Below are 25,228 nucleotides of genomic sequence, written 5' to 3' on the forward strand. Positions count from 1 at the left end.
CGAAAACACGTCAGAAAAATGGATCAAACCGGCGGATTTGGGGCAAACTCCTTGGTTTTCAACAGTTCGACAAGGCCTCCCCATGACCACCGCGTCCTCGGTTGACGAGCAACGATTCCGTAAACTCCTGAGCCGCAACGTCAGCCTGCCATTGGGCGTCGGCGTACTCAGTGCGGTGTTCTTTGTTTCGCTGATCACTTATTTGCTGTCGGTGATCCAATGGGTCGAGCACACCGACCGGGTGATCAATAACGCCAATGAAGCGGTGAAGCTGACCGTTGATCTTGAAACCGGCATGCGTGGCTTCCTCCTCACGGGCGACGAGAAGTTCCTCGAACCCTACGAAACCGCCCGGCCGAGAGTCGCGGTGGCGGTCAAGACCTTGCTTGAACTCACTGCGGACAACTCGGTACAAACGGATCGGCTGCAAAGGCTCCAGGCCTTGCAGAATGAGTGGGCTACGTATGCGCAAAACATGATCGACCTGCAGCGCGCCGGCGGTGATTACCGCAGCGCCGTTCAGGCCGGGCGCGGCAAACGCCTGACCGACGAGATCCGCAAGCAATTCGAAGATGTGATCGACATGGAGCAGCAGTTGCGCACCGCGCGCAACGAAGAAGTGCGCCGCACCACGATCTGGAGCATTAGCCTATACCTGGTGTTCATCCTCGGTATCAGCGCGTTGCTGGCTTATATCGGCCGACGGGATTTGCTCAACCTGTCGCAAAGTTACAGCGCCACACTGGCCGCGCAACAAGCCAGTGCTCAGCGCCTGGAACAGCAGGCATGGCTGCGTAACGGTCAGACCGAGCTGGCCGAGCAGGTGCTGGGGCAATTGTCCCTGAATATGCTGGGTCGCAATATTCTGCAGTTTTGTGCGCAATACCTGGGCACGGCCGTCGCGGCTATTTATGTGCGTGAAGAACACGGCGGCCTCAAGCGGGTGGCGTCCTACGGCTTTTCCCGGGAGCAGGAAGAACGCAATCAGCAGATTTACAGCGATGAAGGGATTGTTGGCCAGGTGGCGCAACAGGCGCGCCTGATCCGGCTTGACCACGTTCCGAGCGACTACTTCAAAGTCACCTCCGGTCTCGGTGAAGGCCTGCCGCACAGCGTGCTGGTCGTGCCTACCAGCGATGACGATCGGGTCAACGGTGTCATTGAACTGGGCTTTTTGCGTCCGTTGAACGACCGCGACGTCGAACTCCTCGAGCTGATCGCCGGCAATATCGGCACTTCGATCGAGGCAGCACGCTATCGCCAGCGCCTGCAGGAGGTGCTGGCCGAAACCCAGCAGCTCAATGAAGAGCTGCAAGTCCAGCAGGAAGAGCTCAAGACGGCCAACGAAGAGCTGGAAGAGCAATCACGGATTCTCAAGGAATCCCAGGCGCATCTGGAAACCCAGCAGGTCGAGCTGGAACAGACCAACGAACAGCTCGCCGACCAGGCGCAGATCCTCGCCGAGCAGCGCGATGCCATGGACCTGAAAAACACCGAGCTAAATCAGGCCCAGACTCAGCTTGAAGAACGCGCCGAAGAGTTGCAGCGCTCGAGCAAATACAAATCCGAGTTCCTTGCCAACATGTCCCACGAACTGCGCACACCGCTGAACAGTTCGTTGATCCTGGCCAAGCTGCTGGCGGAAAACCCTCAGGAAAACCTCACCGCCGAGCAGGTCAAGTTCGCCGAGTCGATCTATTCGGCCGGTAACGATCTGCTGAACCTGATCAACGACATCCTCGACATTTCCAAGGTCGAGGCCGGCAAGCTTGAGGTGCGTCCGGAGAACACCAGCGTCGCCCGTCTGGTCGACGGTTTGCGCGGAATGTTCCAGCCGATGGCCACGGACAAGAAGCTGGATTTCCAGGTTGATCTGCAACCCGGCGCGCCGACGATGATCTTCACTGACCGTCAGCGTCTGGAGCAGGTGATCAAGAATTTGCTGTCCAACGCGGTGAAGTTCACCGAGCAAGGTTCGGTCAGCCTGACGGTGGCCAGTCAGCCAAACGAAGGCGTGGCGTTTATCGTCCGCGACTCGGGGATTGGCATTGCCGCGGATCAGCAGGAAAGTATCTTCGAAGCGTTCCGCCAGGCCGATGGCACCACCAATCGTCGTTATGGCGGCACGGGGCTGGGCCTGTCGATTTCTCGTGACCTGGCGGCCTTGCTTGGCGGTTCCATCAGCGTCACCAGCGAACCGGGGCAGGGCAGTGTGTTTACCCTGGTCTTGCCGCAGCAGTATGTTGAACCGGGCGACACGCCGATCGAGCCGATGAAGGCTTCACCGGTGGTCATGACGCCGAAAATCGCACCCGCTGCGCTGGCGCCGCTGATTGCCGAAGTCGACATCCCGCGCTTCAACGATGACCGCACGAATGCGCCGTTCACGACGCGCTGCATTCTGGTGGTCGAGGACGAGCCGAACTTCGCGCGCATTCTCTACGACCTGGCGCACGAACTGGGTTACCAGTGCCTGGTGGCCCATGGCGCCGACGAAGGCTACGACTTGGCCAGGGAATACATTCCCGACGCGATCCTGCTGGACATGCGCCTGCCGGATCACTCAGGTTTGACCGTGCTGCAACGTCTCAAGGAACACGCCGATACCCGACACATCCCGGTGCACGTGATCTCGGTCGAAGATCGCGTCGAAGCCGCCATGCACATGGGCGCGATCGGTTACGCGGTCAAGCCGACCACCCGCGAGGAGCTCAAGGACGTGTTCGCCCGCCTCGAAGCCAAGCTGACCCAGAAGGTCAAGCGCGTGCTGCTGGTGGAAGACGACGATTTGCAGCGCGACAGCATTGCCCGGTTGATCGGCGACGAGGACATCGAAATCACCGCCGTCGGCCTGGCGCAGGATGCGCTGGACCTGCTGCGCACGACGATTTTCGACTGCATGATCATCGACCTGAAACTGCCGGACATGCTCGGCAACGATCTGCTCAAGCGCATGTCGACCGAGGATATCTGTTCGTTCCCGCCGGTGATCGTCTACACCGGGCGCAACCTGACCCGCGACGAAGAGGCCGAGCTGCGCAAGTATTCGCGCTCGATCATCATCAAGGGTGCGCGCTCGCCTGAGCGTTTGCTGGATGAAGTCACACTCTTTCTGCACAAAGTCGAATCCCGGTTGTCCCATGAACGGCAGACGATGCTCAAGACCGCGCGCAGTCGTGACAAGGTCTTCGAGGGTCGCAAAGTGCTGCTGGTGGACGACGATGTTCGCAACATCTTCGCCCTCACCAGCGCGCTGGAGCATAAGGGTGCAATCGTGGTCATTGGCCGGAATGGCCGGGAAGCGATTGAGAAATTGAATGAAGTAGAGGACATCGATCTGGTGTTGATGGACGTGATGATGCCGGAGATGGACGGTTTTGAGGCGACGACCTTGATTCGTCAGGACCCACGCTGGCGCAAGCTGCCGATCATTGCGGTGACGGCCAAGGCCATGAAGGACGATCAGGAGCGCTGCCTGCAGGCCGGTTCCAACGATTACCTGGCCAAGCCTATCGACCTGGATCGCCTGTTCTCGCTGATTCGCGTGTGGCTACCGAAGATGGAACGCATTTAGTGGAACGCATTAGTTCAGTGGAGCGAAACAGCGAAATCGAATTGCGGTTGTTGATCGAGGCGATCTACCTCAAATACAGCTATGACTTTCGCGATTATTCTGGCGCGTCGATCAAGCGTCGCGTCCACCACGCGTTGAGCCAGTTCGAGTGCGCCACCATTTCGGCGCTGCAAGAGAAAGTGCTGCACGATCCAATGGCATTCATGCAGCTGCTGCAATTGCTCACGATCCCGGTCAGCGAGATGTTCCGCGATCCTTCGCACTTCCTCGCCATTCGCAGGGAAGTGGTGCCGCTGCTCAAGACTTATCCCTCGATCAAGATCTGGATCGCCGGTTGCAGCACCGGTGAAGAGGTCTATTCGATGGCGATCCTGCTGCGCGAAGAAGGCTTGCTCGATCGCACCATTATCTACGCCACCGACATCAATCCGCGTTCGCTGGACAAGGCCAAGCAGGGGATTTTCTCCATGGAGAATGTCCGCGCCTACACTCACAACTACCAGCAGGCAGGTGGCCAGCGTTCGTTCGCCGACTACTACACGGCGGCGTACGGCTACGCGATTTTCGACAAGAGCCTGTGTGAGAACGTGACCTTCGCTGACCACAGCCTGGCGACCGACAGTGTCTTTTCAGAAACTCAGTTAATTTCGTGTCGTAACGTATTGATTTACTTTAATAAAAAGCTTCAGGATAGGGCGTTCGGGTTGTTCCACGAATCCCTTTGTCATCGTGGTTTTCTGGTGCTGGGCAGCAAGGAAACCCCGGAATTTTCGGCCTTCGGCAACCAGTTCGAGCCTTTGGTCAAACAAGAACGGATCTACCGTAAATCATGAACAACGCAGCGCAGTTGTCTTCTGTGGAGGCTATCGTGATCGGTGCATCAGCCGGCGGCGTCGAGGCGTTGCTGAGTATCCTCAGCCCGCTGCGTGAAGGCTTCGTGCTGCCGATCATTGTGGTGCTGCACCTGCCCGACGAGCGTCGCAGTCACCTGGCCGACGTGTTTGCCCGACGCGTGGCCATGCGTGTTCAGGAAGCCCGTGACAAAACGTCGATCGAAGCCGGGACGCTGTATTTCGCCATGCCCGGCTATCACTTGTCGGTGGAGCAGGACCGCACCTTTTCTCTGAGCCTGGAAGATCGCGTGCATTATTCGCGGCCTGCGATCGATTACCTGTTCGAGTCAGCTGCCGATGCCTACGGCCCGGCGCTGGCCGCCGTCCTGTTGACCGGCGCCAACCGCGATGGCGCAAGCGGCATGGCCAGGGTCAAGCGTCGTGGCGGCCTGACCATCGTGCAGGACCCGGATGAAGCCCAAGTCGCGACCATGCCCTTGGCGGCGCTGGATACCCATCAGCCAGACCATGTTCTCCCCTTACGCGGCATTGGCCGTCTGCTTGTCGAGCTGGAACGAATAGCATGCTAAGTAACATCCAAGCCAAACTGCTGATCGTCGACGATCTGCCGGAGAACCTTTTGGCGCTCGAAGCGCTGATCAAGCGTGAAGACCGCATGGTCTACAAGGCCTTGTCCGCCGACGAAGCCTTGTCGCTGCTGCTGCAGCACGAATTCGCGATGGCTATTCTTGACGTGCAGATGCCTGGCATGAACGGCTTCGAACTCGCCGAATTGATGCGCGGCACGGAAAAAACCAAGAACATTCCGATTGTGTTCGTCAGTGCCGCCGGCCGTGAACTGAACTATGCGTTCAAAGGTTATGAAAGCGGCGCCGTCGACTTCCTGCACAAGCCGCTGGATATCCACGCGGTCAAGAGCAAGGTCAACGTGTTCGTCGACCTGTATCGCCAGAGCAAGGCCATGAAGCAACAGGTCGAAGCGCTGGAGCAGAGCCGCCGCGAACAACAAGCGCTGCTTGAACAGTTGCAGAGTACCCAGCAGGAACTGCAGCAGGCCGTCCGCATGCGCGATGATTTCATGTCGATCGTCGCCCACGAAGTGCGCACGCCGCTCAACGGTCTGATCCTCGAAACCCAGTTGCGCAAGATGCACCTGGCCCGGGACAACGCCGCGGCGTTCACCCTGGACAAGATGCACGCGATGGTCGACCGCGACGAACGGCAAATCAAAAGCCTGATCCGCCTGATCGAGGACATGCTGGATGTGTCGCGCATTCGCACCGGCAAGCTGTCGATCCGCCCGACACGCTTCGACCTGTCGGCATTGGTGCGCAACTTGCTGCAAAATTTCGCCCCGCAGATCGATGCCGCCGAATCCTCGGTCACGCTGGACGCCGAGCAACCGGTGCAGGGCAACTGGGATGAATTTCGCATTGAACAGGTGATTTCCAACCTGCTGACCAATGCGTTGCGTTACGGCGCCAAGAGCCCGATCAGCGTGAAGGTGTACAGTGAGAGCGATCAGGCGCTGGTGGAAGTGCGCGATCAGGGGATCGGCATCGATCAGGAAAACCAGAAGCGTATTTTCCAGCAGTTCGAGCGCGTGACGGCCAGGCATGCCGTGGCCGGGCTGGGCCTGGGGTTGTTTATTTCAGAACAGATTGTGACCGCCCATGGCGGTTCCATCACCGTCGAGAGCCGGATTGGCGAAGGCGCCTTGTTTCGCGTTTGTCTGCCGCTGTAGGAAAACAGCCGGATAAACGCAACCTCTGATCGACCCCGGGGTCGTATCAGCAGCTATTGACCGAACAAAGGCTTCCCATGAGTGAAGATGCACAAGACGTCGTACTGATCGTCGAAGATGACCCCTCGATTCTGATGGTGCTGTCGGCCTATCTGTCGGGTGAGGGCTACCGGGTGTTGCAGGCGGAAAACGGCGAGCAGGCCTTCGAGATCCTGGCGAGCAAGCCGCACCTGGACATGATGATCACCGACTTTCGCCTGCCGGGCGGGATCTCTGGCGTACAGATCGCCGAACCCGCCGTGAAACTGCGACCGGAACTCAAGGTGATTTTCATCAGCGGCTACCCGCAGGAAATCCGCGAGACCGACAGCCCGATCACACGCAAGGCGCCGATTCTGGCGAAGCCGTTTGATCTGGATGTGTTGCAGGAGATGATGCAGGAGATGCTCTCCTGAGCTCCTACGGTATCCCGTAGGAGCTGCCGAAGGCTGCGATCCTTTGATCTTGATCTGGCGTCAGCGCGATGTGGCCAAAGATCAAAAGATCGCAGCCTTCAGCATTCCCTGCATAGGCATGTCGGGGTATTCAGATCCGGATCATCTCCCGCACCTTCGCCGTCAACAGGTCGAAGGTAAACGGCTTGGTGATCATCTGCATGCCAGGATCGAGGAACCCGCCGCGCACCGCCGCGTGTTCTGCATAGCCGGTGATGAACAATACCTTGAGATCGGGCCGGTACTGCCGACCGATTTCTGCCAGTTGCCGACCGTTCATGCCGGGTAGCCCGACGTCGCTGATCATCAGGTCGATACGCTGTCCGGAATCCAGAATCGGCACCGCGCTGTCGGCATCGCCGGCCTCGACGAAAGCATAACCCAGGTCACTCAGCACTGTACTGACCAGCACCCGCACGGCCGGGTCATCCTCGACGATCAGCACTGTTTCGCCGTTCTGCGCGAACAGCGCGTGCTGCACGTCTGACGGACAATCCTGGGGCAGGTCACCACTGAAACGCGGCAGAAACAGACTCACCGTAGTGCCTTCGCCCACTTCACTGTGAATGGCGACGTGGCCGCGTGATTGTTTGCTGAAACCGTAGATCATCGACAAGCCAAGCCCGGTGCCCTGGCCGATCGGCTTGGTCGTGAAAAACGGATCGAAAGCGCGGTTGATCGTGCTTTGCGGCATTCCGCAGCCGCTGTCTGTCACGCTGAGCACCACGTAATCGCCGGGTTCCAGGTTGCTGTGGGCTTCGGTGAAATCGCTGTCCAGATACCGATTGCCGGTGCTGACCACCAGATTTCCACCGTCGGGCATGGCATCCCGTGCATTGATCACCAGGTTGAGCAGGGCGCTTTCCAGTTGATTGGGGTCGGCCTCTGCCACCCACAATGGCTCGCTGAGCTGCATGTCCAGGTGAATGCTTTCATTGATACTGCGCTGCAGCAACTCGCCCATGGACACCACCAGGGTGTTCATCGCCACGGGTTTGGAGTCCAGCGACTGACGACGGGAGAACGCCAGCAAGCGGTGAGTCAGGCCTGCCGCGCGGTTGGCGGAGGTCACGCCCAGGTCGATCAGGCTGTCCAGATCCTCGGTGCGTCCGCGTGCCAGGCGTCGGCGCAGCAGTTCCAGACTGCCGATGATCCCGGTCAACATGTTGTTGAAGTCGTGGGCTATGCCGCCGGTGAGTTGACCGACCGCTTCCATTTTCTGCGATTGGCGCAGGGCTTCTTCGTTGTGGCGCAACTGTGCGGTGCGCTCCTCGACCTGCTGTTCCAGGGTTTCGAGGGTGGTTTGCAGGCGCAGTTCACTTTGACTCAGATCGATCAGCCGATCCCTGGCTTCATACTGTCGTCGGCGACCGCGCAACGCGGTGGTCACCAGACTGATCAGCGTCACCGGATGAAATGGGCGTTCAAGGAAGGTGACGTTGCCCAGTTGCGGGCCGAAGCGTGAGGCGGGGTTCTGTTCGGGGCCGCCATGGTAGGTCATCAGCACGATGGGCAGGTCCGACCATGCGGGCTGTTGCTCGATCAATGCGAACAACGGTTCGACATCACTGCCCAGCAACGCCTCGGAGGAGATCAGCAACAACCCGGCGCCATGCTCCAGTTCGGCGCAAAGGCCGACCAGGTCACGGGTGATGACCCCGGCATAACCCGCTTCATTGAGCATCATCAGGGCAATCTGGCTGTCACGTCCCAGTGGCGCGAGGATGATCGCGCGTTCGGACGTCGCTTCCTGGACCATCACGGGATTTCATCCCCGAGCAAAGGATTGCTCGCACCCAGATAAGTCGGGACGCCGCGCAATACACCCTGGAACGCGTCCAGCGGTTCGCCGATGGTCATGCCCTTGGAGCTGATGCGGTATTCGCGAATGGTCGATTCATGGCTGCCGGTGCGTTTCTTGATGATCGAGATCGCCCGGCGGACCTTGCCCAGCGCTTCGAAATAGCGCAACAAAATGACCGTATCGGCGAGGTAGGTAATGTCCACGGGCGCTTGCATGTCACCGACCAGCCCATGTTGGGCTACGGTCATGAAGGTCGCGGCGCCCCGGCGATTGAGGTACAGCAACAACTCGTGCATGTGCAGCACCAGAGCGTTCTCTTCGGGCATTGCGGCTTGATAGCCATTGATGCTGTCGATCACCACGGTTTTGATATCGCGCTCATCGACGCACCGACGAACCCGGTAGGAAAGCTCGCCAGGGGACAGCTCGGCGGCATCGACTTGTTCTATATGCAGGTTGCCGGTGTCTTGCAGGGCCTTGAGGTCGATCCCCATGTTTTTCATGCGCTCGAACAGCAGGCCCAGCTCTTCATCGAAAATGAACAGTGCGGCTTTCTCGCCCCGGGCCACGGCGGCGGCGGCGAAGATCATCGAGATCAGTGATTTGCCGGTGCCGGCGGGGCCAAGGATCAATGTGCTCGAACCGGTTTCTATACCGCCGCCGAGCAGGGCGTCCATCTCCTTGATGCCGCTGGTCAACTGCTGGCGGATATACCCTCCACGGTGTTCGGCGGCCACCAGACGCGGGAACACATGTACGCCGTCGCCCATGATGGTGAAGTCATGGAAGCCGCCGCGGTATTTCTGGCCGCGATACTTCACCACGCGGATGCGCCGGCGCTCGGCGCCATAGTTGGGGGTCAATTCTTCCAGGCGAATCACGCCGTGCGCGACACTGTGCACGGTCTTGTCGAGGGACTCGGTGGTCAGGTCGTCCAGCAACACCACCGTGGCGTCATAGCGCACGAAATAGTGTTTGATCGCGAGGATCTGGCGACGGTAGCGCAGGGAGCTTTGTGCCAGTAGCCGGATTTCAGAAAGGCTGTCGAGCACGACGCGAGTCGGCTTGACCCGCTCGACCACTTCGAAAATCTGCTTGGTGGCTTCACCCAGCTCAAGGTCCGAGGAATACAAAAGGCTCTGCTGATGCTCGGCATTGAGCAGGCTTTCCGGCGGCGTCAGCTCGAAGATGTGGATGTTTTCATCCAGCTCCCAGCCATGGGACAACGCCCCTTGACGCAGTTCGCGTTCGGTTTCGGACAGGGTGATGTACAACGAGCGCTCTCCGGCTCTGGCGCCGGCCAACAGAAAATGCAAAGCGACGGTGGTTTTGCCGGTTCCGGGCTCGCCCTCCAGCAAAAACACGTGACCGCGGGACAATCCACCGGCCAGGATGTCATCCAGACCTTCGATGCCGGTGGCGGCTTTTGCACTGAACAACTCGTTAGATGTAGACAAAAAATGCCCTCTCATGACTAGGGGAAGCGAGGCAGCAGGCCTGAAGTGCCTGAATGGACTGCCTGATCACTTGACCATTGGCCGCGAAGAGCGTTCAACACTTTTTGGGGTGGGGATTGTGCAAAAGCAAAAGATCGCAGCCTGCGGCGGATGCGTTCATCCGCAGGCTGCGATCTTTTAAAGACCTTGTTGCAGTGCCGGGTCGTCGGGGTTGAGTTGTTCAAGTTGGGCCAACAGGATCTGCACGTTTTGCAGCTGCCCGCTTTCTTTCCAGTAGTTGATCAACAAGACCCGGGCCTTGCGGTCGGCGGGGTGGCGCTGGACGATTTCCTGCAATTGTTTCTGCGCCGCTTCAAGCTCTTGCTCGTCATGCAGCGTCGTCGCCAGATCGTAGCGATAATCCTTGTTGTCCGGCTCGAGTTCCACCGCCTTGGACAAGCCGAGCAGGGCGAACTCACTCTGACCGTGGTGCAGCAACCACATCCCCAGGGCATGTTGCAGGTAGGCTGACTCGGGCTGGGCTTTCAACTGTTTGGCCAATAGCAGCCGGGCGGCTTCGCTTTGTCCTTGCCGGTCCAGCACTTCGATCTGCATCACCAGTGCGGGCAGATTGTCGGGGGCCAGGCGCAAGGTGTTTTCAAGCGCCTGTTGCGCCGCTTTGAATTCAGCATTGTGCAGGTGCAACCGGGCCAGCTGATACTGGTTGTCGGCGCTTTCAGGCGCTTGGGTGAGCGCCTGTTCCCATGCATCGATGGCTTGCTGCAACGGTCCGAAATACAAACCGAGGTCGTCCGGCGACAACCCCAGCAGCGCGTTCACCGCGGCAAACCGGACACGTGGTTCGCTGTCATCGAGCAACGGGCCCAACAGCAGGCTGCGCTGACCGTTGGGGACCAGCCCGCTGATGCTTCTGATGGCGGCGATGCGCACATCGGCCGAGGGATGCTGCAGGTCAGCGTCCGCCAGTTTCAGGGCCACGGAACTGGGGTAGTTGGGCAGCTCGGCATGCAGCCATACGCGGCGTTTGGGGGAAATGTCAGGACGCCCCAGTTGCTGATAAAGCACGCGCGCGGCGCCCGGTTGACCAGCCCTGGCTTGCGTCAGTGCTTCGCTGTAACCACGCCTGATCGCTTCAGGCACCACAGGGGTCGTACTGCGCAGGAAGCCCCACGCAAGGCCGATGGCAATCAGTACGCAGAGGCTGATAAACAAATAACGGCGGGACTTGGGCATGGAAATCCGAGGCTGAGGCACTAGCAAATGAGTGTCAGCTTTGATCAGTCTGGGACGGGAGTCAAACCTTGGTCGGTTAAACGACTTAACAAATGTTCTGACCTCGCACACATACGGGCTTTTTTTACAAGATGTTTTCGGGGCGGCTATACATGCTTTGCGTCTGATCCAGTCGAGACGGAAAATCGTTCATGCCTCACCTGCGCAATGCAACACAAGTCAGTTCTGCGTCGCCGAAATTTCCATCTGCCAATGACGCAACGGTGAAAACACCAATCTCCACCGCGCTTCTGCTAGCCGGGAATAGTTCTCGGGTCATGGACAACCTCAGTTTATCTTCGGCAGCGCCCACTGCATCGAACGCAGATATTCCGCCACCGGTACTCGCGCGCGGTACATTCAGTTCATCTGCGAGGGCTTTTCTTGATCAGATCGATCTTGAGTGCCAGTGGTCCTTACTCAAAAACCAGCTGATGACGAAAACGCTTTCCGAGCAGGAAGCATTGGCGGTCCTGAGCAGCGGGATCTTGCAAACAGAAACTGGCAAAGCCATTGCCGGACTGTTTGCTGACGCGATGTTGCGTTCGGTCCGGCCACTTGGTTCGCTGGATGACGTGCGACTGAAAGAAATTATCGACGTGCTGTGCCACTTGCCACCCGACAAATGGCAGGCCGCTTTGGGCGAAAACGTAAGGTTTCCGAGTGGACAGAAAACCGAAGGAGCGACGGGATTCATCCAGTCACAGCTGGATCGCTCGAGTGAACTGCGGGACGAGCGGATTGCGAACGAAGAGATGCTTGCGGATGTTCACTGGGAAACCCTGAAAAATCTCACGGCACAGGGCCGGCAGTACATTCGCTCAAGCGATGGCGCACTCGACAGTGCGCTGATGATGCTGGAAGACGCGTCAGACCTGCGGCCTCCTCCACGGGATGTACATGCTCAGCTGGAAGCGTTTATCCGCCATCTCGAAAAGGGGGATGTAAAGCGAATACGTTGGACGGAGCACTATGTGACAGAGGTCAAAGCCCTGCGCGATCAAGTCAAACCCGGCGATGATGCAGAGCTGACCTGGCTGGAGTGGTTGGTCGGCCCCAGTTGGTTGGAAGGTGTGTTCGGACGCCCGATTTCGTTTTCAGCGTTGATGAACTCAACACACACGTCGGTAACGCCTCCCTTGTCTAATGACGGCTCGGATGGGTTGCTGAAGAGCCTGCAGAGCTTTGAGCGCAGCGCAGACTTCTACTCCAGCGTCACCGGAAACGGCCCGCGTGTTCCCGACAGCTTGGTCGGCAAACTTTTATATGTCTGCAATGCGCTGGACATCTTTAACGCTTTAAGACTGGACAGTAGCCATATTTCAACCAGCCGGCCCACCTTTGACGCCGTGAAGTTGGGCAGTACCCCTGTAACAGATCGGCCCGCTGCGGAGCCAGACAGTGGTGCCTGGAAAAATGGCGCGTCCGACTTTTCCAGATCGCCGCTCGAGCCAGGTCCGGAACGCCCGCCGGCCATCGCGCAGCTCGGACAGCTAGCGGCACAAGTGGACGAAATTCTGGATCAGTTCGCCCGAAAAGCAATGCCTTGGGGCAGTGCTTATGCCGATGAACAGATCGAGATGGAAGCCATGCTTGAACCTCTCCGGGTTTACCAGCCTACAACCGAAACCTTGAATGATCAGCCCGCGGGTTCGCCCGGCCCCTTCCTGTCCGAAATGCAAGTTGTCGGGGGGCAAATGGCGAGCTGGCTCGGCCGAATGAGCAGCAGTTTAATCAGCACGGGAGTTGCGGTTCTCGGTCAAACGGGTGACTTGATAGAGCGAAATCCAGGTCGGGCTACGGGCGTGTTTGCTGCATACGTGGCGATCAGTAACTTCTACGCAAGTTGGTCACTACCTGAACCAGAACAGGCGATTGATCCTTTACAGGGGGTTGAACTCGATCCGGGTGCTGTGCCGAATGAAGAAGCGGTGTTTGATGAATATGTTGTCGATGGTGTAGAGGATCTATTTGGGGATCTGCCGGAATTCGCAAATGAAGTAAAAAAATGGATCAGCGAGTCCGACTACCCTGATCCCGCCGACGATCCACAACTGGTCGAGAACCTTGAGGCACTTTTGCAGCGGCCTGTACCTGGCAACCAAAATGTGACCTATCAGGATTACCTCAATGAAGTCACTGTGTTGGCGGCATTAGATGCAAATGTTGAGTTTGAGGCCGATCCGGATAATGGATCAACGACCGAGGCCGCCGTTACTGCTGATGCCGCTCCATTAATGGGCGATATGCCGATACATGTTCGTAAGAGACGCAGTTTGGGGATGAGTTCCGAAATGCAGACCTCAGAAAGCGGCGTAACTGCGCATGCGTCAGCACACTGGCTCATTCAGGCGGGACAGCGCGCATTAGACGCCGAGATTGCCATAAAGCCGGGTGAGGAAATCGCACCCGGTGTCACGATCAGTCAGGCGGCAGATTTATTTATCAAGGATTATGTCGAACTGCAGTTAGTATTGGACCCGTCTTTGTTTGTTTTGTCATCTGTACAGCAGGTCGTCGTCGACTCGGATTTGCCTCCTGATTTGAAATCGAAAGTAAATCAACAAACAAAGTTCAGAGTTGACTACGACACGCCACGTCCGCTGGCGAGCAAGGGTAACTATTATCAAAAAGTAGCCAGCAGACATAAAATGTTCAGCTTGGCCGAATTGATGATGGGGCGACACGAGAAAGAAGCGCAATCACGCGAAGAGATGAAAATTAATTGGCCTTCTGGATTTACAGAAGGTTTCAAAAATGCCGTGAAGGAAAGTAACCTCTGGGAAGACTATAAAAGCCGTTCGGAAAAAGTTTTGTCTCAGCCAAAGTCTTTCGAGTTATGGAAGGCGAATCTTAAATACAAGTTGCAGCAGGTCGTCAGCGACTGTCTCGAAGGTGCGCACATCTCAGTGCAAGGCAAAGAAGTCGCCAATCAGTATATGCGCGGAGAAATCCCGATAAGGCCCATCGCTATAAAGCACGGTAAATACAGCGATATGCTTCCTGTTTCGAACGCTGTTTTTTTGTCCAAGGGGAGAGGCCCAGAGGGATTGTTTGTTTTCCTGAGCGGGAATGAAACGGTGATCGAGAGTCCTGCTGAACTGTTTGAAAAGGACGGAAAATCAATAGAGGAATTTCCGGAGTTAAGAAGTGAACTGTCAAAACGAATCCCCCTGAAAAACTTGTTGTCCCGTGATGATGATGATTTTCAGCACAGTCAAGGGCGATTTGTCTGGGGGTGGAATCCCTTGAATGTGTACAGCGATTATAAATGGCCTTATACGCCAATTATATTTGGCCGAAAGGACGGCGCCACCCGTTATGAGGACGAACACGATGCCTTTAAAGAATTGTTCAAGGAAGTGGTTGATAAAGCCAAATCTGATATGGATACGATGACTTCAACATTGGAAGAGCGGACAGTCGATAAATTGCTGGGTATTTTGGCGGATGCATTGGCTGGTTTTACCATCATATTGGCGATGCCAGGAGCTCCGGTCGCAGGTATTGCCTTTATCTTTATGATGGGGGCTAGCGCCTCTGGGGCTCAATACGTGCGGGGGGCGGTAAATGATGACCCTCTGGAAGCAAGTCGACATAAAGCCAATGCAATAAAGGGAATGATTGGCCAAGTCGCTGGACCGTATATCGGTAAAGTACTGGGGAAAATATTCTCCAGGGTGGTGGACTCCCGTATTGCTGGGAAAATTGGTGAGCGCTTGAAGTTTGACAAGGTTTTCCCTAAAGAGCTTTCCAGGCACTTTCCAAAATATGGGCGCCCGTCTTCACCGCTCTCGGCCAATGCTAAAAAAATAGAAAAATGGATTGCTCCCAGAGTCAGGAATCCGTGGATTATTCAGGACAAGGTAAATCGAAAGTTAACCAGTAATGTGGTTGTAGGTCGATTGAAGTCGTTGGGCAAAGGACCTGAGGTTGCACAAAGACTGATGGACCGTTCGCGTGTCTTGTATTTTGCCGGCCCTAAAGAAGGCTATGTGTATAGAGGATTTACCATGCGCGGAGACATGCGGTCGCCCCACGAGGTATTTGCCAAAGGCTTCAAGAGTGGAAACAATTCAGGGGTGAAAACATCAGGTTATTACGACAGCAATGGTATGGGTGCCTATCACCAGGGAGGAAAGCAAGGGGGGTATACCTATCTGATTGATGGCAGAACCAAGAGTGGGAGTGATGTTGTAAGAAATGATAATTGGAAAGCTGGCTCTCAATCACGGTTGGGTTCAAATCCGTATCAAGTCACTTATGAGAATAATATTCCGGGATCGAAGATACTAGGTGCCTACGATCGTGCTGGAAAATTCATACCCAATCCGAGCGCGCTGGATCGCGCCATCTTAAAAAGCATACCCAATCCCTTTGCGGAGTCGGTTCCTTTTCCGATAAAAAAACCTGTTCAAGATAACAACTCCAAACCTGCACAGATCAACTCCCCACACATGGAAAAAGAAGTTAAACAAAACAGTACAGCTCAAAGCTGACCGGGTGCTGCGCATTCTCACTGTTGATTGGATTGTGCAGCGCACAAACTCATCCGGCCCTCCCATCCAGTGACTACGCTTGCAGGAGATGACTCGATGAGCACTCCCATGCAACCGCTGCTTCAATACTTCAAGGCAATACTCAACCCTGGTCCGGGGGTAGTGCTGTTTGCCTTGAGAACCATCGCGGCCGGGCTGTTGACGCTGTACCTGGCGTTTCTGTTCGACCTCGACCAGCCCAAGTGGTCGATCATGGCCGTGGTCATCGTCAGCCAGCCATTGGCCGGGATGGCGTTGGCCCGCAGCTTCGGCCAGGTCATCGGCACGACCCTGGGCGCGATGGTGGCCGTGGTGATCATGGGGATCTTCCCCCAGGCGCCGCTGCCTTTTCTCATTACGCTGTCCCTGTGGCTGGCGCTGTGTACCGCCGGTGGCACCTTGTTGCGCTACACCAGTTCCCAGGCCTTTGTACTCAGCGGTTATACCGCGGTGGTGGTGGGACTCCTGGCGGTCCCTGATCAGGACGGCACCTTCCTGCTCGCCGTGACCCGCGTGACCGAAACGTTGCTCGCGGTGGCCTGCGTGTGTGTCGTCAGCCTTCTGACTGCGCGCCCGGAGGCCGTGGCCAAGGATTACTTTGCCAGGATCGATCAGGTGATCAAACTGCTGGCGACCCATGCCAGCGCTGCGATTCGTACCGAGGAAAGCGAGGCCGATTTCCATCTTCGGCAAATGCAGCTGCTCGGTCAGATCAGCGCACTGGAAGGGGTACGGCGGCATCTGTATTACGATGCGCCGCGTTTGCGCAGTGCCGATGACCTGGTGCAATTGCTCGGCAACCAATTGGTGCTGCTGACCGCTCGGCTCACCGCGTTGCGCCATCAGAGGCAGTTATTGCTCGAGCGTCTGGAAGGCGAGATTCCCCAGGAGGTTCAGCGTTTGCTCGCCGAAGAAGTGTTGTTCCTCGATCAACTGGCGCAGTTGGGGCGTGCGATGCCTAATGAGCAACGGCGCCAATTCGCAGCGTTGCAGAAGCGCTTCGATGATCTGGCCTACCGTTCGGAGCAACTCATCGAGCCGTTTTCGGCGACCTTGCGTTCGCTGTCGTGGTCATTGCGCTGGGAACAGGCGCGTCTGTTGCAGCAGTTTGAAACGATTCTGGAACTGAGCGATGCGATCCAGAGCGGGCGCAAAGCCAGCAGCCTCTATCGCGGGCAGAAGAACCCGCTGCACATGGACTACACCCTGGCGGCGACGAACGCGATCCGCGCCTTTTGCGCACTGATGGTGGCCGGTCTGATCTGGATCGAAACCGGTTGGGACGGCGCACGGGGCGGCATGATCGTTGCCGGGATTCTCTGCTCGCTGATGGCCACGTTTCCGCGTCCTCTGCTGGCCGCCCAGAGTTTTGCCCGGGGCCTGGGACTGGCGCTGGTGGTGTCGGCATTTCTGCAATTTTCGCTGGTGCCGATGATCAGCAGTTTCGAGCTGTTGGCGCTGTTACTGGCGCCCTTGCTGTATGCCGTCGCAGTGGGATTGTCCAGCCCGCCCACCACGGGGACGGGGATTGGGCTTGGGTTGTCGACCTTTCTGTTACTGGGCCCGCAGAACACGGGGCTGGGGCAAAACACCGCGACCCAGTGGTTCGAATTTGCCGGCTCGTATGTCTGCGCCGCCGCGTTGGCGTTGAGTGTGTATACCTTGATCTTTCCGTTCAGGCCTGTACTGCGCATTCGCCGGCTGCACCAGGAGAATTGCGAGCAGGTCTACGCCTTGCTGAAAATTCCGCCCACGGATCAAAACCAGTTTGCCTTCGAGAGTCGCATGGTCGACCGCCTGACCATGATGCTGGGACTGTTGCCGTCCATCCAGGACAAGCCAGCGCGTGACTTGTTCGATGTCAGCCTCGGTTGCATGGCGCTGGGCATTGCGTTGAACCAGCTCAGGCAACAGGGGCAGGACAACGCGTTACTGAGCCCGGAAGTGCAAAACCGCCTGTTCGCTACGGTTAGGGAAACCGGGCGACTGGTCGCCGGCCGGGCCGACGCTGAAGTGGATCGCGTGCTCGATAGCCTGCATGCCCTGGGCGATGAACTGGATGCGCTGCATTCCGGCGTCCATGAGCATTTGTGGTCGGTGTTTCGCATGCGCGTGGCGTTATTGATCGTGGTGTCGTTCCTGGAGCGTCACCGTGGCCACTTTGAACCCGCAACGCCCACAGCAGGAGTACCTGTCCTTGCCGATTGATATGGAAATAGGCGGTGTCTACCTGCCGCCGATTGCTCAGGCGCTGCTGCTGGGCTTGCCGATTTATCTGTTGCTGGACTGGATTTTGCGGCGCCTCGGCGTGTTGCAGTTCGTGTGGCATGAAGCCTTGTTCGAGGGCGCGCTGTACGCCTGCGTGTGTGCCACGTTGATTCTGCTGATGGGAGCCTGATGCAGTGAAGAAAATCCTCGCCCGACTCACGACAGTGGCCGTGGTAGTGCTGGCCTTTGTGCTTGGCTGGTTCGCCTGGGAACATTACACCCGTGCCCCCTGGACCCGGGATGCCCGGGTGCGTGCCGATGTGGTGACCTTGTCCGCCGATGTCGCGGGGCGCATCGTCAACCTTGGCGTGCAGGATAACCAGCATGTGGAGAAGGGCCAGTTGCTGTTGGAAATCGATCCCTCGCGCTACATCCTGGCCGTGGAGCATGCGAAGCGGTCGGTGGAAGTGGCGAAGGCCGCGCTGGGGCAATCCGAAGCGACCATCGTGGCCAGCCAGGCGCTGCTCAAGCAGCGTCAGAGTGAGGAACGCCGTCGCCGTACACTCAAGGAGCGCGCGGCGATTTCCGGTGAAGAGTGGGAAAAATCCAGCACCGATGTCTCGGTGGCCCAGGCCGATTTGATGCGCAACCAGGCTAACCTGGGTTTTGCCCAGGCCAATGTGCATCTGGCCATCGCCGCATTGGCCGAGGCTGAGCACGACCTGGAGCGCACGCGGGTCGAATCGCCGGTCAGTGGCTACGTCACCAATCTGCTGACCCGACAGGGCGACTATGCGACCGCGGGTGGTCCGTTGGTGGCGCTGGTGGACAGCGACTCCTTTTACATCAGCGGCTATTTTGAAGAAACCAAACTACCGAGAATCGGGGAGGGCGACCGGGTCGACATTGAATTGATGAGTGGCGAACGTTTTGGCGGCACCGTGCAAAGCATCGCTTTCGCCATTGCCGACCGGGAAAACCTGCCTGGCGGCCGTTTGCTGGCCAACATCAATCCCAGTTACACCTGGGTCAAACTGGCACAGCGGGTGCCGGTGCGGATCAAGATCGACGCCGACTATGCCGGCAAGGACAAACTGCGGGCGGGGACGACGGCGACAGTGACCATCCAGGAAAGCCACAATGCTCAAGATCACCGTTAATCCCCTGTGGGAGCGAGACTGGCTTGCCGGTCTCGCTCCCACAGGGGAATGCAACATAACTGCAGACAAAAAAAAGCCCCGCGACCGAATGAGGCGCGGGGCAAAAAAAGGGTTGGTTGCGGCCAACCAAAAGAGCTCTGTTACTGGCTGGCGACCGTCTCCGGTTGCCAGCCGCCGCCAAGGGCCTTGTAGATCGCGACAATGCCGCGATACAGATCGACTTCAGCCTGGGCCTGGGTATCTTCCGCCGCCAGACGTTCGCGTTGGGCATCAAGCAGGACGAGGAAGTCCGACGACCCTTCGCGGTAGCGAATTTCTGCCAGGTCGGCGGCTGCGCGGCTGGATTCACTCTGACGAATCAGAGAAATCAGGCGTTGCTGGCGTTTGCCGTAATCGCTGAAGGCGTTTTCCGATTCTTCCAGCGCCAGCAGCACTTGCTGCTCGTAGGTCGCCAGAGCGCCTTCGGCCTCCGCGTCGGCACCGCGCAAGCGAGCTCGAACACTGCCCAGGTCAAACGCTGCCCAGGTGATGCTTGGGCCCAGTGCCCAGGCGTTGGCCGCCGAGGAACCGATCTGCGAACCACGCCCGGCAGTAAAGCCGAGGAAACCACTGAGACTGACCCGCGGGAACAGATCCGCCTTGGCCACACCGATACGGGCCGTGGCCGAAGCCAGTTTGCGTTCGGCGCTGAGAATATCCGGACGACGCTGCAGCAGTTCGCCGGGATCACCGATCGGCAGCGCCTTGGCAATCGCTGGCAATTCTTTCGGACTCAGGTCCACCGTCAGCTTGTCCGGGCGCTCACCCAGCAACGTGGCGATGCGGTTTTTCTGCCGCACCTGTTCAGCCTGCAACTGCGGCACGCTGGCTTCGACGGCCGCCAGGCGAGCATCGGCGCGGACCACATCGAGCTGATCGCCGACGCCGGCATCACGCAGGCTTTCGGTGATCTTGCGCGACTCCTGCTGGTTGTTCAGGTTGGCCAGGGCAATCTTTTCCCGCAGTTGTGCGCCGCGCAGTTGACCGTAAGCATCCACCAATTCGGCAATCATGCTGACTTGCAGTTGGTACAGGTCGGCTTCGGCCGCTTGCTGTTCGGCGTCGCTGGATTCCAGGTTGCGCTGGATGCGACCGAACAGGTCCAGTTCCCAGGCCATGTCCAGACCCAGGTCATAGCGTTCGCTGTTGACCCGTTTGGTGGTCTGGCCCGGAATCTGACCTTTGCCCAGATCACTGCTGACGCGGCTGGTGATGGTCGGCATGGCGTCATTGCTGGCGTCATCGCGAATCGCCCGGGCCGCTTTCCAGCGCGCGAAGGCCACGCGCAAATCACGGTTGCCCTGCAGCGATTGCGTCACCAACTGGTTGAGAGTCGGGTCTTCGAACTGCTGCCACCAGATACCTTCGAAACGCGAGCGGTCGAAGTTCTTCTGGCCGGCAGCGCCATCGGTGGCGGTGGTGATGTTGGCCGGTTCAGTGGCTGGGGTCTTGTAGTCCGGGCCGACGGCACAGGCACTCAGGGCCAGTACCAGCAGGCTCGGCAGGAAGGCTTTCAGGCTCATTGTTGCGCCTCCAGTTTCAGGGCCTTGGCCGCTTTGCGTTTCTCACCGCGCTCCACAAAGTTACGAATCAATACGTAGAACACCGGTGTCAGCAACAGACCGAAGAAGGTCACCCCGAGCATCCCGGAGAACACCGCCACACCCATGGCATGACGCATTTCAGCACCGGCACCGCTGGAGAACACCAGTGGCACCACACCCATGATGAACGCGAAGGAGGTCATCAGGATCGGCCGCAGACGCAGGCGGCAGGCTTCGAGCACCGCAGCCAGCGGGGTCATGCCTTCGTCCTGCTGTTTATCCTTGGCGAACTCGACGATCAGAATCGCGTTCTTGCACGCAAGTCCCACCAGTACGATCAGGCCGATCTGGGTGAAGATGTTGTTGTCGCCTCCCGAAGCAATCACACCCGTGATGGCCGACAGCAGGGTCATCGGTACGATCAGGATCACTGCCAGTGGCAGGCTCCAGCTTTCGTACTGGGCCGCGAGTACCAGGAACGCCAGCAATACGCAGAGCGGGAACACGAACAGCGCGGTGTTGCCGGACAGAATCTGCTGGTAGGTCAGGTCGGTCCACTCGTAGGTCATGCCGTTCGGAAGTTCTTCCTTGAGCAGTTTCTCGATGGCCGCCTGAGCCTGGCCGGAGCTGTAGCCTGGGGCTGCTGCACCGTTGATTTCAGCGGTGATGAAGCCGTTGTAGTGCATCACGCGGTCCGGGCCCGAGGTGTCGCTGACCTTGATAAAGGTCGCCAGCGGGATCATCTCGCCTTTGTTGTTACGCACTTTCAGCTGACCGATCTGGTCCGGCTCGAGGCGGAACTGTTGCTCAGCCTGAACGTTGACCTGATAGGTGCGACCGAAGCGGTTGAAGTCGTTGGCATACAGCGAACCCAGGTAGATCTGCAGGGTGTCGAAGATGTCGCTGACAGCCACGCCATGGGTCTTGGCTTTTTCCCGGTCGATAGCGGCATCGACCTGCGGCACGTTCACGGTGTAACTGGTGAACAGCGCGGCCAGTTCCGGCACGTTGTGGCTCTTGGTGATGATGTTCATGGTTTCTTTGTACAGCTCGTCGTAGCCCAGGTTGCCCCGGTCTTCGATCTGCAGGCGGAAACCACCGATGGTGCCAAGGCCTTGTACCGGCGGTGGCGGGAAGATCGCCATGTAGGCTTCCTGAATCCCGGCGAACTGACCGTTCAAGGCACCGGCAATCGCACCGGCGGACATGCTCGGGTCTTTACGCTCGTCGAACGGTTTCAGGGTCACGAACACAATGCCGGCGTTCGGGCTGTTGGTGAAACCGTTGATCGACAGGCCCGGGAACGCTACAGCGCTTTCCACACCAGGCTGTTTCAAGGCCAGGTCGGACATGCGTTTGATCACGTCTTCGGTGCGGTCCAGGCTCGAAGCGTCCGGCAGTTGCGCGAACGCCACCAGGTATTGCTTGTCCTGGCCGGGTACGAAACCGGTCGGGGTGTGAGCGAAACCGAAGAAGGTCAGCACCATCAGGCCTGCGTACAACAGCAGGGCAATACCGCTGCTGCGGATAACCCGGGCTACGGTGCCGACATAGCCATGGCTGGCGCGTTCGAAGAACCGGTTGAACGGACGGAACAGCCAGCCGCCCAAAAGCTTATCAAGCACTTTGGTAAAGCGATCTTTCGGCGCATGGTGGCTCTTGAGCAGCACGGCGGCCAGGGCAGGGGACAGTGTCAGCGAGTTGAACGCCGAGATCACGGTCGAGATGGCAATGGTCAGGGCAAATTGTTTGTAGAACTGGCCGGTGAGTCCGGAAATGAACGCCGCCGGGATAAATACCGCACACAGCACCAGCGCCGTCGCGATGATCGGTCCGGTCACCTCTCGCATGGCTTTCTTGGTGGCTTCTACGGGCGTTTCTCCCAGCTCGATGTGCCTTTCCACGTTCTCCACCACCACGATGGCGTCGTCCACCACGATACCGATGGCCAATACCAATCCGAACAATGACAAGGCGTTCAGCGAGAAGCCGAACAGGTGCATGACCGCAAACGTACCGATCAGCGAAACCGGCACCGCCACCAACGGAATGATCGAGGCACGCCAGGTTTGCAGGAACAGGATCACCACCAGAACCACGAGGATCAGTGCTTCGAAGAGGGTGTGAACCACCGCTTCGATGGAACCGCGCACGAAGATCGTAGGGTCATAGACGATGCTGAAGTCCATGCCTTCCGGGAAGCTCTTCTTCAGCTCCGCCATCTTGTCGCGCACTTCGTTGGAGATTTCGATCGCGTTGGAACCCGGACGCTGGAAGATCGGGATCGCCACCGCCGGTTGGTTGTTCAGCAAGGAGCGCAGGGCGTATTGGCTGGAACCCAGCTCAACGCGTGCGATGTCTTTCAGACGTGTGATTTCACCGTCGTCGCCGGAGCGAATGATGATGTTCTCGAACTCTTCTTCAGAAACCAGGCGACCTTGGGTGTTGACCGACAACTGGAACGCAGTGGCATTCGGTGCAGGCGGGGCGCCCAAGGCACCGGCAGCCACTTGACGGTTCTGCTCACGAATCGCGGTGACCACATCGGTGGCGGTCAGGTTGCGCGAAGCGGTCTTGTTCGGGTCGAGCCACACTCGCAGGGAGTAGTCGCCCATACCGAACAGTTGCACATCACCAACACCGCCCAGGCGCGCCAGCTCATCCTTGATATTGAGCAAGGCGTAGTTGGACAGGTAGAGCATGTCGTAGCGTTTGTCCGGCGAGGTCAAGTGCACAACCATGGTCAGGTCGGGCGATGCCTTGTCCACGGTGATACCGATACGCGTCACTTCTTCTGGAAGCTTCGGTTCGGTCCGGGTCACGCGGTTCTGCACCTGCACCTGTGCGTTGTCCAGGTCAGTGCCCAGCGCAAAGGTGATGGTCAGGGTGATCTTGCCGTCAGCGGTGGACTGCGAGGACATGTACAGCATGTTCTCGACGCCGGTGATGGCTTGCTCCAGTGGAGCGGCCACGGTTTCACCGATGACTTTTGGGTTGGCGCCCGGGAAGTTGGCACGGACCACAACGGTCGGCGGCACGACTTCCGGGTATTCGCTGATCGGCAACTGGAACAGCGAGATGGCGCCGGCGATCAGGATCAGCAGCGACAGAACCGCTGCAAAGATCGGCCGTGAAATGAAGAATTGGGAAAAATTCATCGGAGTTGTTGTCCCTTAACCGCGTGGAGTCGCAGCAGCCAGTTTCACAACCGAACCCGGCGCGGCCTTGGCAGGCGCGACTTGGGGCAGGTTGCTGGCTTCCAGCGCTTGTCGTTGTTGTGCGAGTGCCGCGAGGGTTTGTTCGCTGGCCATCGGGATCACTTCAGGGGTGACTGGCGAACCGGGACGTACCCGTTGCAGGCCCTTGACGATGATCGTGTCGTCCTTGTTCAGGCCGTTGCGCACGATGCGCAGACCTTCGATTTTCGGACCCAGCTCGACCGCGCGGTAGGCGGTTTTGTTGTCGGCATCCATCACCAACACGAACTTTTTACCCAGGTCGGTGCCGACGGCTTCATCGTTGATCAGCACGGCGGAGTAGGTGCCGCTGCCAACCAGTTTCAGACGGGCGTAAAGGCCAGGGGTGTAAATGCCGTCGGTGTTGTCGAACACTGCGCGACCGCGGATGGTGCCGGTTTTCGGGTTGACCTGGTTGTCGACGAAGTTCATCACGCCCTGGTGCGGGTTGCCGTCCTCATTGGAAAGGCCCAGGTACACCGGGGTGGTGGCGCCGCGTTTGCCCTGGCGAGCGAGCTGGGTGTATTTGAGGAACACACGCTCGTCGGCGTCGAAGTAGGCGTAAACCTTGTCGGTGGACACAACGCTGGTCAGCGCGGTGGTATCGGCGGTGACCAGGTTGCCAGCGGTGATTTTCGCGCGGCTGACGCGGCCGCTGATTGGCGCGGTGACGCGGGTGAAGCTCAGGTTAAGTTTCGCCAGATCCAGTTGCGCTTGAAGGGCACCCACTGCGGCGCGGGCTTCTTGTGCCGCACTTGTGCGCGAATCGGCCAATTCGGCGGAAATCGCGTTGCTGGTGCGCAGACGTTCACCGCGCTGGGCTTCATTTTCACTGCGGGTGGCATTGGCGCGGGATTGGGCAACCAGCGCTTCGAGGCGGCGGACCTCAGCCTGGAACGGGCGTGGGTCGATCTGGAACAGCAAGTCACCTTTCTTGACCAGTGCGCCTTCGGTAAAGGCCACATCATCGATCTGGCCGGAGACCCTTGGGCGAATCTCTACCGTTTCCGGCGCTTCAAGGCGCCCGGTGAATTCGTCCCACTCGTTGACCGGTTGTTCCAGCACCTTGGCGACACTGACTTTCGCCGCAGGCATGGTCGCGGCAGACTCCGGAGCCTTGCCGCAAGCGCTCATCACCAGCACGGCCAACATGGCCAAGGGGAAGCGCAAATGTTTGAGTGACTGTTCCATGGATGCATCCGCCAATGTATTGAGATGGGCGGATGATGCTCGGCGAGGTGGTATGGCACGAATCGAATGAAGCGAAGGTAACTATCATTCGGAATGATATAAGGTCGAAGCAA

Annotated in this window: 15 protein-coding genes; 9 read left to right on the forward strand and 6 right to left on the reverse strand. The window is 58.2% G+C overall.

The window, feature by feature from the left end; all coding sequences use genetic code 11:
- The first annotated feature begins 82 nt into the window (after nucleotides 1-82).
- The 5 genes from ACM6I5_RS10755 (at nucleotide 83) to ACM6I5_RS10775 (ending at nucleotide 6,627) form a co-directional block, all read left to right on the forward strand.
- The gene (locus tag ACM6I5_RS10755; RefSeq protein WP_414879102.1) at nucleotides 83-3,574 is read left to right on the forward strand and encodes a response regulator; all 3,492 of its coding nucleotides are present in this window, start codon (nucleotides 83-85) and stop codon (nucleotides 3,572-3,574) included.
- The gene (locus ACM6I5_RS10760) at nucleotides 3,574-4,407 is read left to right on the forward strand and encodes a CheR family methyltransferase (RefSeq protein WP_017338736.1); all 834 of its coding nucleotides are present in this window, start codon (nucleotides 3,574-3,576) and stop codon (nucleotides 4,405-4,407) included. Before ACM6I5_RS10755 ends, ACM6I5_RS10760 begins: the two co-directional genes overlap by 1 nt.
- Nucleotides 4,404-4,997: a chemotaxis protein CheB gene (locus ACM6I5_RS10765; RefSeq protein WP_017338737.1), complete on the forward strand. Its 594-nt coding sequence runs from the start codon at nucleotides 4,404-4,406 to the stop codon at nucleotides 4,995-4,997. Before ACM6I5_RS10760 ends, ACM6I5_RS10765 begins: the two co-directional genes overlap by 4 nt.
- A complete protein-coding gene (locus ACM6I5_RS10770; protein ID WP_414879101.1) occupies nucleotides 4,991-6,172 on the forward strand; it encodes an ATP-binding protein in 1,182 nt (393 codons plus the stop codon). Before ACM6I5_RS10765 ends, ACM6I5_RS10770 begins: the two co-directional genes overlap by 7 nt.
- Before the next feature lie 77 nt (nucleotides 6,173-6,249).
- Nucleotides 6,250-6,627, forward strand: coding sequence for a response regulator (locus tag ACM6I5_RS10775; protein WP_017338739.1), 378 nt, complete (start codon nucleotides 6,250-6,252; stop codon nucleotides 6,625-6,627).
- Nucleotides 6,628-6,757: 130 nt separating this feature from the next.
- Here ACM6I5_RS10775 and ACM6I5_RS10780 read toward each other — a convergent pair whose 3' ends face one another.
- From ACM6I5_RS10780 to ACM6I5_RS10790, 3 genes are all read right to left on the reverse strand, one after another.
- The gene (locus ACM6I5_RS10780) at nucleotides 6,758-8,425 is read right to left on the reverse strand and encodes a response regulator (RefSeq protein ID WP_414883960.1); all 1,668 of its coding nucleotides are present in this window, start codon (nucleotides 8,423-8,425) and stop codon (nucleotides 6,758-6,760) included.
- Entirely contained in the window at nucleotides 8,425-9,927 is a 1,503-nt protein-coding gene (locus tag ACM6I5_RS10785; RefSeq protein ID WP_031318901.1) for an ATPase domain-containing protein, read from the reverse strand. Before ACM6I5_RS10785 ends, ACM6I5_RS10780 begins: the two co-directional genes overlap by 1 nt.
- Before the next feature lie 177 nt (nucleotides 9,928-10,104).
- Entirely contained in the window at nucleotides 10,105-11,160 is a 1,056-nt protein-coding gene (locus ACM6I5_RS10790) for a tetratricopeptide repeat protein (RefSeq protein WP_414880500.1), read from the reverse strand.
- Between the two features lie 191 nt (nucleotides 11,161-11,351).
- On the opposite strand from ACM6I5_RS10790, the gene ACM6I5_RS10795 reads away from it, so the two are divergent.
- The 4 genes from ACM6I5_RS10795 (at nucleotide 11,352) to ACM6I5_RS10810 (ending at nucleotide 19,105) form a co-directional block, all read left to right on the forward strand.
- Complete coding sequence (locus ACM6I5_RS10795; protein ID WP_414883797.1) at nucleotides 11,352-15,698, forward strand: hypothetical protein; 4,347 nt, start codon at nucleotides 11,352-11,354, stop codon at nucleotides 15,696-15,698.
- Between the two features lie 96 nt (nucleotides 15,699-15,794).
- On the forward strand, nucleotides 15,795-17,945 hold the full coding sequence (locus ACM6I5_RS10800) for an FUSC family protein (RefSeq protein ID WP_414883798.1): 2,151 nt from the start codon (nucleotides 15,795-15,797) through the stop codon (nucleotides 17,943-17,945).
- Nucleotides 17,935-18,135, forward strand: a complete 201-nt coding sequence (locus ACM6I5_RS10805; RefSeq protein ID WP_031318903.1) for a DUF1656 domain-containing protein — start codon at nucleotides 17,935-17,937, stop codon at nucleotides 18,133-18,135. The genes ACM6I5_RS10800 and ACM6I5_RS10805 overlap by 11 nt, the downstream gene beginning before the upstream one ends.
- Nucleotides 18,136-18,139: 4 nt before the next feature.
- Nucleotides 18,140-19,105: an HlyD family secretion protein gene (locus ACM6I5_RS10810; RefSeq protein WP_017338748.1), complete on the forward strand. Its 966-nt coding sequence runs from the start codon at nucleotides 18,140-18,142 to the stop codon at nucleotides 19,103-19,105.
- 140 nt (nucleotides 19,106-19,245) lie between these two features.
- Here the strand turns inward: ACM6I5_RS10810 and ACM6I5_RS10815 are convergent, their stop codons facing one another.
- Genes ACM6I5_RS10815 through mexE form a run of 3 tightly spaced genes read right to left on the reverse strand, consistent with a single transcriptional unit; the run spans nucleotide 19,246 to nucleotide 25,115 of the window.
- The gene (locus ACM6I5_RS10815; RefSeq protein ID WP_017338749.1) at nucleotides 19,246-20,667 is read right to left on the reverse strand and encodes an efflux transporter outer membrane subunit; all 1,422 of its coding nucleotides are present in this window, start codon (nucleotides 20,665-20,667) and stop codon (nucleotides 19,246-19,248) included.
- On the reverse strand, nucleotides 20,664-23,846 hold the full coding sequence (locus ACM6I5_RS10820; RefSeq protein ID WP_017338750.1) for an efflux RND transporter permease subunit: 3,183 nt from the start codon (nucleotides 23,844-23,846) through the stop codon (nucleotides 20,664-20,666). Before ACM6I5_RS10820 ends, ACM6I5_RS10815 begins: the two co-directional genes overlap by 4 nt.
- Nucleotides 23,847-23,861: 15 nt before the next feature.
- Nucleotides 23,862-25,115 carry a multidrug efflux RND transporter periplasmic adaptor subunit MexE gene (gene mexE / locus ACM6I5_RS10825; protein ID WP_414883799.1) on the reverse strand — a complete coding sequence of 418 codons (1,254 nt, stop codon included), beginning with the start codon at nucleotides 25,113-25,115 and terminating at the stop codon, nucleotides 23,862-23,864.
- Nucleotides 25,116-25,228: the final 113 nt, after the last annotated feature.

The organism is Pseudomonas sp. IT-P171, from assembly GCF_949767765.1.
In the GTDB taxonomy this organism is placed as follows: Bacteria; Pseudomonadota; Gammaproteobacteria; order Pseudomonadales; family Pseudomonadaceae; genus Aquipseudomonas; species Aquipseudomonas fluorescens_B.